This window comes from Mycobacterium branderi, assembly GCF_010728725.1.
In the GTDB taxonomy this organism is placed as follows: Bacteria; Actinomycetota; Actinomycetes; order Mycobacteriales; family Mycobacteriaceae; genus Mycobacterium; species Mycobacterium branderi.
Window position 1 is genome coordinate 469,412 of the sequence record NZ_AP022606.1, and the last position, 14,890, is coordinate 484,301.

Here is a 14,890-nt window from a genome sequence, read left to right on the forward strand (position 1 = left end):
CCTATAGGCCCGCGAGAGCGGTTCGGATGTGGCCGATGATGCGCGACGCCGACGTGGGCGCGTCACCGGGACCGGGATCACCGGCCGACAGCGCCGCCGCGCGGGCGTGCACGAACGCCGCCGCGGCGGCCGCCTCGGGTGCGGGCAGCCCGGCGGCCAACAGCGCGCCGATCATCCCGGAGAGCACGTCGCCCGAGCCGGCGGTGGCCGCCCAGGATTGTCCGGCCGGGTTGAGGTACACCGGGCCGTCCGGCTCGGCGATGACGGTCACGTTGCCCTTGAGCAGCACTGTGGCGCCGAACGCGTCGGCGAGCTTGCGGGTGGCGCCGATGCGGTCGTCGCCCGGTGGGGCGCCGGCGAGCCGGGCGAATTCGCCGGCGTGCGGCGTCAGCACGGTCGGCGCCTCCCGGTTGGCGACCAACTCGGGGTGCGCGGCCAGGATGGTCAGGCCGTCGGCGTCGACGATCACCGGAAGGTCGGTGTCCAGCGCGAACCACAACGCCGCGGCGCCGGCCTCTTCGGTGCCCAATCCCGGCCCGACGACCCAGGACTGCACCCGCCCGGACGCGGCGGGAGTGGGCGCGGCGACGACCTCCGGCCAGTGCGAGAGCACCTGGTCCAGTGCGCTGCCGACGTAGCGGACCATGCCCGACGTCGCCGCGACCGCGGCCCCGGTGCACAACACGGCCGCCCCCGGATAGGTCGACGACCCCGCCAGGATGCCCGTCACGCCCTGGGTGTACTTGTCGTCGTTGGGTCCCGGCACCGGCCAGCGCGCCTTGGCGTCGGCCGCCTCGAAACTCAACAGGTCGGTGTCGGGCAGGTCCAGGCCGATGTCGATCAGCCTGACCCGGCCGCAGTCGGCGAGCGCATGCACGGGCTTGAGCCCGCCGAAGGTGACGGTCAGCGCGGCGTGCACGGCCGGCCCGGTGATCGCGCCGGTGTCGACGTCGATGCCGCTGGGAATGTCGACGGCGACCACCGGGATGTCACCGACTTCGGCGAACACCTCGGCAGCCGCCGGCCGCAGCGGCCCGGAACCGGAGATGCCCACGACGCCATCGATCACCAGATCGGTCGCGGCCGAAACGCTTTCGACGATGCGGCCCCCGGATCTGCGGAACGCGGCCAACCCCTTGCGGTGGGCGCGCTCCGGGTTGAGCAAGATCGCGTCGCACGCGGAGCCGCGACGCCGCAGGAACGTCGCCGCCCACAGCGCGTCGCCGCCGTTGTCGCCGGAGCCGACGACCGCGCACACCCGCCGCCCGGCCACCCCGCCGGTGCGGGCGGTCAACTCGCGAACGATCTCGGTGGCCAGGCCGAAGGCCGCGCGCCGCATCAGCGCGCCGTCGGGCAGGCTGGCGAGCAGCGGCGCCTCGACCTCGCGGATGGTCTCAGCCGAGTAGTAATGCCGCATTCGCTTGCATACCCTCCTCGTCCAGCCCCGCGCGTCACCAAGATTACGTGGCCGGGCTGCCGAGTACGCTCGATTAAGTGAGCTAACTATCGACTATGGGAGGGCCGATATGCCGCGAACCGAGGACGACACCTGGGATCTGGCGAGCAGCGTGGGGGCCACCGCGACCGGCGTCGCGGTAGGGCGAGCGCTGGCCAGCCGGGGTGCCAGCCCGCTGATCAACGACCCGTTCGCCGAGCCGTTGGTCCGCGCGGTGGGCGTGGACTTTTTCACCCGGTTGGCCAGCGGCGAGCTCAGTCCGGCCGAGGTCGACGACAACGGCGAGTTCGGCATGCAGCGGATGCGCGACATGATGGCCGTTCGCACACGCTTTTTCGACGACTTCTTCCTCGAGGCGGCCAGCCGCGGGATCCGTCAGGCCGTGATCCTGGCGTCGGGACTCGACTCCCGCGCCTACCGGCTGCCCTGGCCGGCCGGCACCGTCGTCTACGAAATCGATCAGCCTCGGGTCATCGAGTTCAAGACCGGAACACTGGCCGAGCTGGGCGCCACGCCCACCGCCGACCGTCGCTCGGTGGCTGTCGACCTGCGCCACGATTGGCCGACCGCACTGCGCGGCTCCGGCCTGGACCCCACCGAACCGACCGCCTGGAGTGCGGAAGGCCTGCTGCCGTTCCTGCCGCCCGAAGCCCAGGACCGGCTGCTGGACAACATCACTGCGCTCAGCGCCGCGGGAAGCCGGCTGGCCACCGAGAACCTGCCGGACGCCGCCCGGTCCGTGCCGATGATGGCCGAGCGGATGCGGGAGGTCGTCGAACGCTGGCGCACACACGGCCTCGACGTCGACATGACGGACCTGTGGTACGAGGGCGACCGCAGCGACGTGGTCGACTACCTCAACGGCCACGGCTGGGCGGCCAGCGTCACCGATGCTACCGATCTATTTGCCGCTCACGGGCTTTCGATCGAGCCGGACGACGACAACGACGCGGCAATGTTCGGCTCGCTGGGCTACGTCACGGCTGTGCGGAGCTGACGAGTGGCCCCGCGGGCCATCGGGTAGAAGCACAGTCCGATGAAGATCGCCGAGAAATGCCCGATTGCAGTGAAATTCGGATCGGTCACCAGACCGATGCCGTAGTAGGCGATCAACGCCGCCAAGTAGACCCATCGCCACGGCGGTGCAATGCGATAGGTGAGCACCGCCATCACACCGACCATGAAGTAGCTGACGCCGACATCTCGCACGTGCACCATCTTCTCGGGTTCCAGGTGCTGCTGGATCGCGAGATACAGCAACCCTTCGCTGATATAGGTGGCGACGATGTGCGCGATGAGACCGACTGTGAGCCAGCGCAATTGGCCCAGCCACCGCTCGGCCGGCGCGAGAAACAGTGTGAACAGGACCAGGCACGTCAGCCAGTCCCCGCCGTCGACCCAGAACAGACTGGTGAACAGCACGTAGAGCGGGTCGGTGCTCAGGTGCGCGATGTTGGTGGAGCGGTGAACGAGCACCGTATGCAACTCGTGACGGCTGAGTTGGTGTTGCACGATCGTGGTGATCAGCAATACCGCCAGCCACAGGTAGGTCAGCGGCGCGCTGCGCACGAACCGCCACGCGGTGGCCGGCCACGCTTTCACGGCGATACGACCGGAAGCCCTTGCGAGCGGGCGACATTGGCCAGCCGTCGGTCGTAGGTGACAAAGGCGACTAACTCGTCGCCAAGTGTCTCGGCGGTTGCTACATGGATCGCGTCCAGCGTCTTCAGTCCGCCCGGCAAGACCGCTGCCCGGTCACGGATCTCGGAGGTCAACTGAAGCTCGTCGTAATCGCGAAGAAGCTGGGTCATCAAACCTGGGAAGTCACCCGCGCGATCGCAATTGCGTACAGTCTCGACGAACCCCACCGTGCTGGTGGCCCCACAAAGCTCAGGACGAGCCGCGAGAAACGCGCGCAGTTCGGCAACGTTCGGCCGTTCAAGCACATACGTCACCAGCGCCGACGCGTCGAGGTAGATCACGGTTTGGTGTCGTCGTTCGTGTTGCGCTTGGCTTCCAGTTCTTCCCTGAGCTCACGCTCCCAATCGCTTTCGGTATAACGCTCCTCAAGCAGAAGCCGAAGTGGATCCGGAGCCCCTTCGGGCAACGTGAAATGTGTGAACGTATCCAGATCGGCAAGCGTCTTTCCGGACCGTCGCAGTGCGCCCGAGGCTTCTAGCTCCTCGATCCGGCTCCGCTTCTTTTGCTCGGCAGGAACCAGCCTGGCGATGACCTTGCCGTGACGGGTGATTTCGATCGTCTCGCCCCTCTCCGCCCGAGCGAACATGGCGCTCGGATTGTAGGAAAATTCGCGGACCGAAACCGTCGTCATTCCACACCCAGCCTGGGTTGTGCCTACGTGTACCTACATGAGGATACGCCCTTGATCAATAACGCAACTGCCAGTAGCGTAATTAGGCAACCCACGGGAAGGAGAGCTCTTGACCCGCAGCCGCTACGCCGGCCAGCCCTTCACCACCTCGACGGCCGACATCGCCGCGGCGCTGGAACAGGTCAGCATCCCCACGCTGCTGCTCTCGTGCGTGCACATCACCGGCGACCCGCGGTTCATCCGCGAGTTCAAGCCGGCCGGGATCTTCCTCAACGAAGTGCAGGGCTTCATGTCCGAGGAGGACAAAGCCCGCGCCCGGCAAGCGGCACTGCCGGTGATCACCGACTACCGCGACCGCGGCTGCCCCGAGCCCGCGGCGCTGCCTCGCGAACTCGTCAAGGAAATGATGGACTGGGCCGTCTGCGAACCGGTGCCCGACGACTACGTCGCGCTGCTGCTCGAAGAGATGGACCTCGAAGGGGTTGATCCGCGCCGACCCGCGCCGCTGGACCCCGACCGCACTGCAGCGTCGCCCGTCATCGTGATTGGTTGCGGCGAATCAGGCATCCTGGCCGGAATCCGCTTGAAGCAAGCCAACATTCCGTTCACCATCGTAGAGAAGAACGCCGGTCCCGGTGGAACCTGGTGGGAGAACAACTATCCGGGTGCACGCGTCGACGTCGCCAACCACTTCTACTGCTACAGCTTCGAGCCCAGCAACAACTGGACGCACTTCTTCGCCGAACAGCCCGAGCTGCAGGCGTATTTCACTGGGCTGATCGACAAACACGCTCTGGGCGAACACATCCGATGGCAGACGGAGGTCACCACCGCGACGTGGGACGACGACGAAGGCACCTGGACGGTGGCCGCCCGCACATCCGACGGCCAGACCACCACGATGCGGGCACGCGCGGTCATCACCGCGGTCGGCCAACTCAACCGTCCGTACGTCCCCGACTTCGACGGCGCCGACACATTCCGGGGGCCGTCGTTTCACTCCGCGGCCTGGGACCACTCCGTCGACCTGACCGGCAAGCGGGTTGCGCTGATCGGCGCCGGCGCCAGCGGCTTTCAGATCGCGCCGGCGATCGCCGACGATGTGGCGCAGCTGACCGTCTTCCAGCGCACCGCGCAGTGGATGTTCCCCAACCCGATGTATCACGAGTCGGTCGGCGACGGAGTGCGCTGGGCGATGGACCATCTGCCGTTCTACGGCCGCTGGTACCGGTTCCTGGTGTTGTGGCCCGGCGCCGACAAAGGCCTCGACGCCGCACGGGTCGATCCCGCCTACCCCGACCAGGACTACGCGGTCAGCGAGATCAACGCCGCCGCCCGGCTGATGTTCACCGATTGGATCACCAATCAGGTTGACGGAGACTCCGATTTGTTGGCCAAGGTGCTGCCGGACTATCCGGCCACCGGCAAACGGACCCTGCAGGACAACGGCACCTGGCTGCGCACACTGCGCCGCGACAACGTCGAGTTGGTGCGCACGCCCATCCAGCGGATCACTCCCAGCGGCGTCGTCACCACCGACGGCGTCAGCCACGACGTGGATATCATCGTGTACGCCACCGGTTTTCGGCACACCGATGTGCTGTGGCCGATGACGATCACCGGGCGCGACGGGATCGACCTGCACAGCATCTGGGGGCAGCGCCCATACGCCTATCTGGGCATCACCGTCCCCGGATTCCCGAACTTCTTTCTCATCTACGGGCCGGGCGCCCACCTTGCGCACGGCGGAAGCCTGATCTTCAACTCTGAGCTGCAGATGCGCTACATCAACACCTGCCTGGCGAAACTGGTTGAGGCGAACCTGCATTCCGTCGAACCGACCGCCGAAGCGGCCCGCGAGTGGCATCAACGCACCCAGACCGAGATCAAGAACATGGTGTGGTCGCACCCGGCGGTCAAGCACTCCTACTTCAAGAACGCCGACGGGGAGATCCACACCGTCAGCCCGTGGCGGCTCAACGAATACTGGTCGGCGGTGCGAGAACCCGACTGGTCCCAGTTCGTCATCCGGAAAGGATCAGCGTGAGTGGAGTAGTGGTAACCGGTGCCGCGTCGGGCATCGGCCGGGCCTGCGCGGAGGCGCTGGTTGCCGACGGCCGGCGGGTTGCGCTGTGGGACATCGCCCCGGCGGTACGGGAAGTCGCCGACGGCATGGGGATGCCGGGCGCCGTTGTCGACGTCTGCGACGATTCCGCGCTGGCCGAGGCGGTTTCGGCCGCCGACACCGCGCTAGACGGGATCGACGGCCTGGTGCACGCCGCGGGCCGAGTGCTGGCCGAGCCGATCGGCGCCTACACCGGCGAGTCGTGGGACGCCGTCGTCGACGTGAACCTGCGAGCCCAGGCGATGCTGGTGCAGCTGCTGTTGTCACACCTGGAACGCTCTGCGCGCGAAGGACTTTCACCCGCTGTGGTGGGCATCTCGAGCATCGAAGGGTTGTCCGCGAACCCGTTCATTCCGGCCTACTGCGCGTCGAAGGCCGGTCTGCTCGGGCTGACCCGGTCGATGGCCGCGCAGCTCGGCCCGGCCGGTATCCGGGTCAACGCGGTGTGCCCTGGGTTCATCCACACGCCGATGCTGCAAGTGGCGCTCGACGTCGAAGAGGTCCGCGCCGGTTTCGTGCAGGCCGCGCCGCTGGGCCGAATTGGCGAGCCGGGCGAGGTCGCTGCCGCGGTGGCGTTTTTGATGTCGCCGCGGGCGTCGTTCATCACCGGTACCCACCTCGTCGTCGACGGCGGCGTCACCTGCCGGCATCCTTGAGTTGTGCTGACCGGGCCATCGGGTAGAAGCACAGCCCGATGAGGATCGATGCGAGATGCCCGATCGCGGTGAAGTTCACATGGATGATCAGCGGGACGGTGAAGACCAGGATCAGTATCGCGAGATAGCCCCATCGCCACGGCTTCGCGATGTGGTAGGCCAGCACCGCCATCACCCCGACCATGAAGTAGCTGACGCCGATGTCGCGGGCATGCACCAGCTTCTCCGGCTCCAGGTGATGCTGGATCGCCAGGTAGAGCAAGCCCTCGCTGATATAGGTCGCGCCGATGTGTGCGGTCAATCCCACAGTGAGCCATCGCAATTGGCCAAGCCAGCGTTCAGCGGGCGCGAGAAACAGCGTGAACAGCACCAGGTACGGCGTCCAGTAGCGGCCGTCGATCCAGAACAGGCTCGCGAAGAGCACCTCCAACGGATCGCGGGCCAAGTGGTAGAGGTTGGTGGAGCCGTGCACCAGCACCGTGTGCAGCTCTCGCCTGCTCAGCTGGTGCTGGATGATCGTGGTGACCAGCAGTACGGTCAGCCATGCGTAGGTCAGCGGTGCCGTGCTGACCCACCGCCACGCAGCTGCCAGCCAGAGTTTCAGACGTCGCATGCCTACACCATCGTGTCGCCGACACTGTAACCACGTACACGACACGCCGAGAAACTCCGCAGTGGTTACAGTTTCGACGCGAGAATTATTCGACCGTGACGGACTTGGCCAGGTTGCGTGGTTTGTCGACGTCGTACCCGCGGGCCTGCGCCACCGACGCGGCGAACACCTGCAGCGGGATGGTCGACAACAGCGGCTGGAAAAGCGTTGACACCGCGGGGATTTCGATCAGGTGATCCGCGTAGGGCCGCACTGTGTCGTCGCCCTCCTCGGCGATCACGATGGTGATCGCCCCGCGGGTCTGGATCTCGCGGATGTTCGACAGCAGCTTGGCGTGCAGGGTCGCGGAGTTCTTCGGCGACGGCATCACCACGATGACCGGCAAGTCGTCTTCGATCAGTGCAATAGGCCCGTGCTTGAGCTCGCCGGCGGCGAAACCCTCGGCGTGCATGTAGGCAAGTTCCTTGAGTTTCAGCGCGCCTTCCAGCGCCACCGGATAGCCGACATGGCGGCCCAAAAACAGCACTGTCTGCGACTGCGCGAACCGGTAGGCCAGATCGGCTACCGGCTTGATGCCGGTGAGCACCCGGGCCACCAGGTCCGGCATGGATTCCAGCTCCCGGTACTCGCGTTCGACCTCGTCCGGGTATTTGGTGCCGCGAGCCTGCGCAAGTGCCAGTCCGACAAGGTAATTGGCGGCGATCTGCGCCAGGAACGTCTTGGTGGACGCCACCCCGATCTCCGGCCCGGCGCGGGTGTAGAGCACCGCGTCGCACTCGCGCGGGATCTGGGAGCCGTTGGTGTTACAGATCGCCAGCACCTTGGCCTTCTGCTCTTTGGCGTGCCGGACCGCTTCGAGGGTATCGGCGGTCTCACCGGACTGCGAGATGGCTACGACGAGCGTGCTGCGGTCCAAAACCGGGTCGCGGTAACGGAATTCGCTGGCCAACTCGACCTCGACCGGCAGCCGGGTCCAGTGCTCGATCGCGTATTTGGCCAGCAGCCCGGAGTGATAGGCGGTGCCGCAGGCCACCACGAAGACCTTGTCGACCTCGCGCAGCTCCTGGTCGGAGAGCCGCTGCTCGTCGAGCACGATCCGGCCGTCGACGAAATGCCCGAGCAGCGTGTCGGACACTGCGGCGGGTTGCTCGGCGATCTCCTTGAGCATGAAGTACTCGTAGCCGCCCTTCTCGGCGGCGGCCAGGTCCCAGTCGATATGAAACTCGCGGTATTCGACGTCGGGGTTGCCGTGAAAGTCGGTGATCCGGTAACTGTCGGCGGTGATCACCACCGCCTGGTCCTGACCCAGTTCGACGGCGTCGCGGGTGTGCGGGATGAACGCGGCCACGTCGGAGCCGATGAACATCTCGCCGTCGCCGATCCCGACCACCAGCGGTGTGGAGCGGCGGGCAGCCACGATGGTGCCGGGCTCGTCGGCGTTGGCGAAGACCAGGGTGAAGTGGCCCTCCAGCCGGCGCAGCACGGACAACACCGAGCCGACGAAATCGCCGGCGGTCTCGCCGTGGCGATAGGCCTGCGACACCAGGTGCACGGCGACCTCGGTGTCGGTGTCGCTGGCGAACTCCACTCCGGCGGCCTCCAGCTCTCGGCGCAGGATCGCGAAGTTCTCGATGATGCCGTTGTGGACGACGGCGATCTTGCCGGCCGCGTCGCGGTGCGGATGGGCGTTGCGGTCGGTGGGCCGGCCGTGGGTGGCCCACCGGGTGTGGCCGAGGCCGGTGCCACCGGCCAGCGCGGCCGGGTCGGCCTCCTCGAGCGCCTGCTCGAGGTTGGCCAGGCGGCCGGCGCGCCGGCGGACGGTGAGCTTGCCGGCGCCGTCGAGCAGCGCGATGCCTGCCGAGTCGTAGCCTCGGTACTCCATCCGGCGCAGCGCCTCGACGACCACCTCGCAGGCAGACCGCTGCCCGACATAGCCGACGATTCCGCACATAGCTGACCAGGGTAGTGCAGGCGGCCCCCGCGGGTGCTAAACGCGCTGATCAATGGCATACATGCCAGTACAGTCGCCATATGTCTGGCGACACCGTCAACGGGATCCCCCGCGTCGACCCGCGGGCAGGCCGGGCAGCGTGGAAACGCGCAATGCTGGCCCTGGTGGCAACCAAGCCGGGCGCGGCGATACACCGCACGCTGGCCGCCCCGCTGGACGCGCCGCTCATGCGGCTTACCCGCGGGCGTGTGAGCCTGGCTGCGGGTGCCATGCCCCTCGTGGTGTTGACGTCGACCGGCGCGCGCAGCGGCCAGCGGCGCGAGACACCGCTCGGGTATTTCACCGACGGCGACGACGTCATCCTGATCGCGTCCAACTACGGCGGCACACGGCACCCGGCCTGGTACCACAACCTGCTCGCCCACCCGGAATGCGAACTGCATGTCGGCGAGCACGGCGGGCGATTCGTGGCGCGCGAGGCGACGGGCGCCGACCGGGACCGGCTGTTCGGCCTGGCCGTGGATTTCTACCCCGGCTACGCCAAATACGCAGAGCGTACCGATGGCACCCGGACGATTCGGGTGTTGCGGTTGACGCCGGCCGGCTAGGTGAGTTGCGACGCGCCCGTCGGTGCTTCCGATACGGCCCTAGTCGTCGGTGAGAGTGGTCCGAGCGCAGTGCCGCCGTGCGCTACCGTCAACGCGTGTCGAGCACCAAGAAGCTTGTCGCCGCCCTGACCCGACGGGGACCGCACCGCGTGCTGCGCGGTGACCTGGCCTTCGCCGGCCTGCCCGGGGTGGTGTACACGCCCGACGCTGGCTTGAATTTGCCTGGCATTGCCTTCGGTCACGACTGGCTTGCCGGCGTCGAGCGCTACTCCGGCCTGCTGGAGCATCTGGCGTCATGGGGCATCGTTGCGGCGGCCCCCGATACCGAGAAGGGCCTGGCACCCTCGGTGCTGAACCTCGCTTACGACCTGGGCACCGCGCTCGACATCGCCGCAGGCGTGCGCCTCGGTCCGGGCAAGATCAGCGTGCACCCCGGCAAGCTCGGGCTGGCGGGTCATGGGTTCGGCGGCTCGGCCGCGGTATTCGCGGCGGCCGGGATGCCGGCCAAACCCAAAGCCGTCGCGGCGATTTTCCCGGCGGTGACCAAACCGCCCGCGGAGCAACCAGCCGCGTCGTTGCACGTTCCGGGGGTGGTGTTCAGCGCGCCCGGCGACGCTAAGGCGTTGCATTCCAATGCAATTCAGCTCGCACAGGTGTGGGATGCGGCGACGCTGCGTGTGGTGAGCAAGGCCAAGGCCGGCGGCCTGATCGAAGGGCGTCGGCTGACGACGGTGTTCGGGCTACCGGGTGCCGATCGCAAGACGCAGAAGAAGGTGCGCGCGCTGCTGACCGGCTATCTGCTGTATGCGCTGGGCGGCGACAAGTCGTATCGGGAGTTCGCCGATCCGGAGGTTCAGTTGCCCCACACCGAGACGGTGGAGCAAGCGCAGCCGGTTACGCCCGAGGAGAAGATCGTCGCGCTGCTGAAGGGCTGAGGTTACCAACCAACCGGTTGGGTGCTATAAAGTCACGATGCGGATCGGCATCATGCTTGACTACTCGGGCGGCTTCCGTGAAGGCGTCGACCGGGTCGTCGAACTGGAAAAAGTCGGCATCGACGTCGCGGTGGTGGCCGAGGCGTATTCCTACGACGCGGTCAGCCAGTTGGGTTATCTGGCCGCCAAGACGTCCACCATCGAATTGGCGTCCGGCGTGTTCCCGATCTATACCCGCACCCCGTCGCTGTTGGCGATGACGGCCGCGGGTCTGGACTTCGTGTCCGACGGCCGGTTCCGGCTGGGCATCGGCACATCGGGACCACAGGTGATCGAGGGCTTTCACGGCGTGCCGTTCGACGCCCCGCTGGGCCGCACTCGCGAAGTCGTCGACATCTGCCGGCAGGTCTGGCGCCGCGACCGCGTCAACTACGACGGCAAGCACTATCAGCTTCCGCTGCCGGCCGACCGCGGCACCGGGCTGGGCAAGGCGCTGCACATCATCAATCATCCAGTACGCGAACGAATCCCGATCTCGATTGCCGCGCTGGGCCCGAAGAACGTCGAGCTCACCGCCGAGATCGCCGAAGGCTGGCAGCCGGTCTTCTTCTATCCGGAGAAAGCGCAGTCGGTGTGGGGCGATGCGCTGAAAGCCGGTGCGGCCAAGCGGGATCCGCAACTGGGCCCGCTCGACGTGATGGTGGGTGCGTCGCTGGCCATCGGCGACGACGTCGAGGACCGGCTGGCATGGGTCAAACCGCAGCTTGCCCTCTACATCGGCGGGATGGGCGCCAAGACCCGCAACTTCTACCACAACCTGGCAACCCGGTACGGGTTCGGCGACATCGCGAACCGGATCCAGGACCTGTATCTGTCGGGCCGCAAGAGCGAGGCGATTGCCGCGGTACCCGACGAATTGGTGCGGCAAGTTTCGCTGATCGGTCCGCGCGGTTTCGTCGCCGAGCGGGTGGCGGCTTTCGCTGAGGCGGGTGTGACGACGCTGTTGGCCACCCCAGCATCAACCGACCGCGACGAGTCCGTGTGTTACGTCGAGGAACTGAAGAGGCTGCTGCCCTAGGCGGTTCGGCTTACTGTCCCGCCTGCGGCAATTCGTCCGCCGCGATCTCGCATGGGGTGGATCCATCCGGAGGCGCGGCCAGCGGCTGCTCGGCGGGCGGTGGAGGTTCGGCCGGCGGCGGTTCTTCCATCGGCGGCGGTTCGGCGGGCGGCGCGGCGGCGTTGTCGGCGAGTTCGTCTGTTGCCGACGGGTTTTCATCTGCCGACGTGGTGTCCTCGTCGGCATTCTGGCCTTCTTCACCGGCCTCGTCTTTGTCGGGATCGTCGGTCTCGTCGTCGGCTTCCTCGTCGAGCGGCTCGTCGTCATCCACTGCGTCGTCGAACGGCAGGTCGTCCGGCGCCGACGAATCCGCAAGTCCCTCGGCCAGCGAGCCCAACAAGCCGCCGATGCCAAGGACGATCGCACCGACCACACCACCGATCCCGCTGGCCAGCCCGCCGACGCTACCCAAACCGCCTGCGCCAGTGGACATACCGTTGGCATCACCCAGCGGAGCTGCCAGGTCGGAGAGTGGCGCCGCCGGCGGCAGGTCGTCGGTCACGTCAGCTGGAATAGCAGCCGGAGCGCTCGGCGGCGGAGTCGATATGGCGGCGGGCACCGTGTCGACGGGCGGTGCCGCGACGGGCTCATCGGGCAACGACGGCGGCGGGGCCGGTTCGTCACGCAACGGCTGTGGCGGCGAGTCGCCCGGGATTGCAAAGCACGCATCCGGCGCGGCCGTCACCGCGTCCACGGCCGCGTCGTACGCAGCCGCCACCGATGCCGTGATCGAGCGCATGAGGATCAGCCACTCGTCGCGAATCTCCTTGTCCACGTAGGGCATCAGCTGCTCCCGAACCAGATCCTCGGCTGACGGGTCCGTCGAACCGGTCGTGACGGTGTGCGCCGCGGCCAGCCACGCCGGGCGCTGTACCGAACTGCGATCGTCGACGCCGATGGCCGTCGCGGCCTTGCCATCGACCGCGTGCCACAGCTTGTCGCGCAGCACACTGCAGCTCTCCGCCGCCGCACGCACGCGTGCGGCCACCACGCTGGCAGTCTCACAATGGCGCCGCAGGAACTGCATCGCCGCGTCGGCGCCCGCCCCTCGCCACGCCGCCGCGAGCTCACCGATTTGCTCGCGCTGCCGCGCCAGCGCTTCCTCGGCCGCGTTGACCGCGGCCCACAAGGCGGCGCAATCGTCGTCCAGCACTTGCAGATCCAAGCCGTCTTCGGTCTCATACCAATCGAGAACCTGCCCGTCGTGCGCGGTGAGGTCCGGATGCTGGTAACCCAACGCCCGGCAGGCACTCACATACGTTTGCGCGTGCTCGACGGCCGGTCGGCCCTGGGCCAGCCGCGCGGCAACATCGAATCGCGGGCTCACCAGCTCACCCGATCCGGGCCGCGCCGCGCCGATCGGCCTCGGCGTAGCGGTCGGCGCCGGCGCGCAGCGCGGCGGCGATTTCGAAGGACGCTCGTGTCCACTGCGATAACTCATCGGTGATCCGGCTGACCGCAGTGTGCAGCGCGTCGCCACTCGCGACGTGTGCCCGTCCGGCCACGGTCCCACCGAATCCCAACCCGGCCAACTGCGAACGAGCCGCGCCGGCAACGAGTTCCGCGGAGTCGTCCATCCGGTTCGCGACGGCACGCAGGGCCGCAACATCGATGAAGGCTTGTCCCATACCACTTTGGACGCGTCGGGCGCGGCCGCGGTTCCGGCTCAGCGCCCGGCGCGCACCGACTCCGCGATGCCGGTCGCCAGCCGGTGCGCGATGCCCTCCTCGGCCGCTTCCACCATCACGCGGATCAACTGCTCAGTTCCGGAGGGCCGCAACAGGATTCGTCCAGTGTCGCCCAACTCGGCCTCGGCTTGCTCGACCGCGGCCCGAACCGCGGGCGCCGCGACTGCGGCGGCTTTGTCGGCCACCTCGACGTTGATCAGGACCTGCGGCAAGGTGCGCATCGCCGATGCCAGGCCGGCCAGCGTCGAACCGGTCTGCGCCATCCGCGACATCAGCCGCAACCCGGTAAGAATGCCGTCGCCGGTGGTGGCCAGCGCGGGCAGCACGATGTGGCCGGATTGTTCGCCGCCCAGGCTGTACTCGCCGGCGCGTAGCTCTTCCAGCACGTAGCGGTCGCCGACTCCGGTGGTGCGTACGGTGACACCGGCCGCGCGCATCGCCACGTGTAAGCCGAGGTTGCTCATCACAGTGGCGACCAGGGTGTTGCCGGCCAGCTCACCGGCCTCGCGCATCGCCAGCGCCAGGACCACCATGATGTGGTCGCCGTCGACGACCTCACCGGCGGCGTCGATAGCCAGGCACCGGTCGGCGTCCCCGTCGTGGGCCAGACCCAGGTCGGCGCCGTGCGCGAGCACCGCGGCGCGCAGCGAGTCCAAGTGCGTCGACCCGCAGCCGTCGTTGATGTTGAGCCCGTCGGGTTCGGCGTTGATCGCGATGACCCGGGCGCCGGCCGCACGGTACGCGCGGGGCGCCGCGACCGACGCCGCACCGTGCGCGCAGTCGACGACGACGGTCAGACCGTCGAGCCGGTTGGTGCTGGCCTTGCCGACCTGGCGCAGGTAGCGGTCCAGCGCGTCCTCGGCGTCGACGACGCGCCCGATCGCGGCGCCGACTGGGCGCAATCCCGGCCCAGCAGCGACCAGCTCCTCGATCTGGTCCTCGGTGGCGTCGTCAAGCTTGTGGCCGCCCGGCCCAAAGATCTTGATCCCGTTGTCGGGCATCGGGTTGTGCGACGCGGAGATCATCACACCGAAATCGGCGTCGTAGGCGCTGGTCAGGTAGGCCACCGCCGGAGTGGGCAACACCCCGACCCGAAGGGCGTCGACACCCTCGCTGGTCAGGCCGGCGATCACCGCGGCTTCCAGCATCTCGCCGCTGGCGCGGGGATCGCGGCCGACGACCGCCACCGGCCGGCGCGGCCCACCCGGGCGGGCCAGCTGCCGGGCCGCCGCGCCGCCGAGGGCCAGCGCGAGCTCCGCGGTCAACTCGCGGTTGGCGGTCCCGCGGACGCCGTCGGTGCCGAACAGTCGACCCATAGCCATCCTTTATCCGCCGCGAGCGTGCGTGTCCTCGGTCCGACACGCCAGCCGGCAACCGTTTCTGCGCACGCTCGCGACCAGAAAGTGATA

The 14,890-nt window shown here is 67.8% G+C and carries 15 protein-coding genes; 6 read left to right on the plus strand and 9 right to left on the minus strand.

The window, feature by feature from the left end; all coding sequences use genetic code 11:
• Window position 1: 1 nt before the first annotated feature.
• Entirely contained in the window at window positions 2-1,417 is a 1,416-nt protein-coding gene (locus tag G6N47_RS02595) for an NAD(P)H-hydrate dehydratase (protein ID WP_083130065.1), read from the minus strand.
• A 109-nt stretch (window positions 1,418-1,526) separates the two neighbouring features.
• Between G6N47_RS02595 and G6N47_RS02600 the strand changes: the two genes are divergently transcribed.
• The gene (locus tag G6N47_RS02600; protein ID WP_083130066.1) at window positions 1,527-2,453 is read left to right on the plus strand and encodes a class I SAM-dependent methyltransferase; all 927 of its coding nucleotides are present in this window, start codon (window positions 1,527-1,529) and stop codon (window positions 2,451-2,453) included.
• Here G6N47_RS02600 and G6N47_RS02605 read toward each other — a convergent pair.
• Genes G6N47_RS02605 through G6N47_RS02615 form a run of 3 tightly spaced genes read right to left on the minus strand, consistent with a single transcriptional unit; the run spans window position 2,429 to window position 3,788 of the window.
• A complete protein-coding gene (locus G6N47_RS02605; RefSeq protein WP_372517495.1) occupies window positions 2,429-3,058 on the minus strand; it encodes a rhomboid-like protein in 630 nt (209 codons plus the stop codon). The two genes, G6N47_RS02600 and G6N47_RS02605, sit on opposite strands and share 25 nt — an antisense overlap.
• Complete coding sequence (locus G6N47_RS02610; RefSeq protein WP_083130068.1) at window positions 3,055-3,438, minus strand: type II toxin-antitoxin system VapC family toxin; 384 nt, start codon at window positions 3,436-3,438, stop codon at window positions 3,055-3,057. Before G6N47_RS02610 ends, G6N47_RS02605 begins: the two co-directional genes overlap by 4 nt.
• Window positions 3,435-3,788 (minus strand): type II toxin-antitoxin system Phd/YefM family antitoxin, encoded by a 354-nt coding sequence (locus tag G6N47_RS02615; RefSeq protein WP_083130069.1) that lies wholly within the window; start codon window positions 3,786-3,788, stop codon window positions 3,435-3,437. Before G6N47_RS02615 ends, G6N47_RS02610 begins: the two co-directional genes overlap by 4 nt.
• A gap of 109 nt (window positions 3,789-3,897) precedes the next feature.
• Here G6N47_RS02615 and G6N47_RS02620 point away from each other — a divergent pair, with 109 nt between their 5' ends.
• Together G6N47_RS02620 and G6N47_RS02625 are read left to right on the plus strand one after the other, a co-directional pair.
• Window positions 3,898-5,835, plus strand: a complete 1,938-nt coding sequence (locus G6N47_RS02620; RefSeq protein ID WP_083130070.1) for a flavin-containing monooxygenase — start codon at window positions 3,898-3,900, stop codon at window positions 5,833-5,835.
• Window positions 5,832-6,569, plus strand: coding sequence for an SDR family NAD(P)-dependent oxidoreductase (locus G6N47_RS02625; RefSeq protein WP_083130071.1), 738 nt, complete (start codon window positions 5,832-5,834; stop codon window positions 6,567-6,569). Before G6N47_RS02620 ends, G6N47_RS02625 begins: the two co-directional genes overlap by 4 nt.
• Here G6N47_RS02625 and G6N47_RS02630 read toward each other — a convergent pair.
• Window positions 6,550-7,182 (minus strand): rhomboid-like protein, encoded by a 633-nt coding sequence (locus tag G6N47_RS02630; protein WP_083130072.1) that lies wholly within the window; start codon window positions 7,180-7,182, stop codon window positions 6,550-6,552. The two genes, G6N47_RS02625 and G6N47_RS02630, sit on opposite strands and share 20 nt — an antisense overlap.
• An 85-nt stretch (window positions 7,183-7,267) precedes the next feature.
• Complete coding sequence (glmS, locus tag G6N47_RS02635; RefSeq protein ID WP_083130073.1) at window positions 7,268-9,133, minus strand: glutamine--fructose-6-phosphate transaminase (isomerizing); 1,866 nt, start codon at window positions 9,131-9,133, stop codon at window positions 7,268-7,270.
• Window positions 9,134-9,213: 80 nt separating this feature from the next.
• Between glmS and G6N47_RS02640 the strand changes: the two genes are divergently transcribed.
• From G6N47_RS02640 to G6N47_RS02650, 3 genes are all read left to right on the plus strand, one after another.
• Window positions 9,214-9,741, plus strand: a complete 528-nt coding sequence (locus tag G6N47_RS02640) for a nitroreductase/quinone reductase family protein (RefSeq protein WP_083130074.1) — start codon at window positions 9,214-9,216, stop codon at window positions 9,739-9,741.
• Window positions 9,742-9,836: 95 nt separating this feature from the next.
• Window positions 9,837-10,676 carry a dienelactone hydrolase family protein gene (locus G6N47_RS02645; RefSeq protein WP_083130495.1) on the plus strand — a complete coding sequence of 280 codons (840 nt, stop codon included), beginning with the start codon at window positions 9,837-9,839 and terminating at the stop codon, window positions 10,674-10,676.
• A gap of 37 nt (window positions 10,677-10,713) precedes the next feature.
• Entirely contained in the window at window positions 10,714-11,754 is a 1,041-nt protein-coding gene (locus tag G6N47_RS02650) for an LLM class F420-dependent oxidoreductase (RefSeq protein WP_083130075.1), read from the plus strand.
• Window positions 11,755-11,764: 10 nt separating this feature from the next.
• On the opposite strand, the gene G6N47_RS02655 is transcribed toward G6N47_RS02650, so the two are convergent.
• The 3 genes from G6N47_RS02655 to glmM are packed head-to-tail and all read right to left on the minus strand — an operon-like array spanning window position 11,765 to window position 14,797.
• A complete protein-coding gene (locus G6N47_RS02655; protein WP_083130076.1) occupies window positions 11,765-13,120 on the minus strand; it encodes a hypothetical protein in 1,356 nt (451 codons plus the stop codon).
• 4 nt (window positions 13,121-13,124) lie between these two features.
• Complete coding sequence (locus G6N47_RS02660; RefSeq protein WP_083130077.1) at window positions 13,125-13,421, minus strand: type VII secretion target; 297 nt, start codon at window positions 13,419-13,421, stop codon at window positions 13,125-13,127.
• Between the two features lie 38 nt (window positions 13,422-13,459).
• Window positions 13,460-14,797, minus strand: coding sequence for a phosphoglucosamine mutase (glmM, locus tag G6N47_RS02665; RefSeq protein ID WP_083130078.1), 1,338 nt, complete (start codon window positions 14,795-14,797; stop codon window positions 13,460-13,462).
• Window positions 14,798-14,890: the final 93 nt, after the last annotated feature.

Coding starts and splice junctions, on each gene's coding strand:
- G6N47_RS02600 (WP_083130066.1), top strand. CDS start 1,527: ATGCCGCGAACCGAGGACGACACCTGGGATCTGGCGAGCAGCGTGGGG.
- G6N47_RS02630 (WP_083130072.1), bottom strand. CDS start 7,182: ATGCGACGTCTGAAACTCTGGCTGGCAGCTGCGTGGCGGTGGGTCAGC.
- G6N47_RS02660 (WP_083130077.1), bottom strand. CDS start 13,421: ATGGGACAAGCCTTCATCGATGTTGCGGCCCTGCGTGCCGTCGCGAAC.
- G6N47_RS02650 (WP_083130075.1), top strand. CDS start 10,714: ATGCGGATCGGCATCATGCTTGACTACTCGGGCGGCTTCCGTGAAGGC.
- G6N47_RS02640 (WP_083130074.1), top strand. CDS start 9,214: ATGTCTGGCGACACCGTCAACGGGATCCCCCGCGTCGACCCGCGGGCA.
- G6N47_RS02595 (WP_083130065.1), bottom strand. CDS start 1,417: ATGCGGCATTACTACTCGGCTGAGACCATCCGCGAGGTCGAGGCGCCG.
- glmS (WP_083130073.1), bottom strand. CDS start 9,133: ATGTGCGGAATCGTCGGCTATGTCGGGCAGCGGTCTGCCTGCGAGGTG.
- glmM (WP_083130078.1), bottom strand. CDS start 14,797: ATGGGTCGACTGTTCGGCACCGACGGCGTCCGCGGGACCGCCAACCGC.
- G6N47_RS02615 (WP_083130069.1), bottom strand. CDS start 3,788: ATGACGACGGTTTCGGTCCGCGAATTTTCCTACAATCCGAGCGCCATG.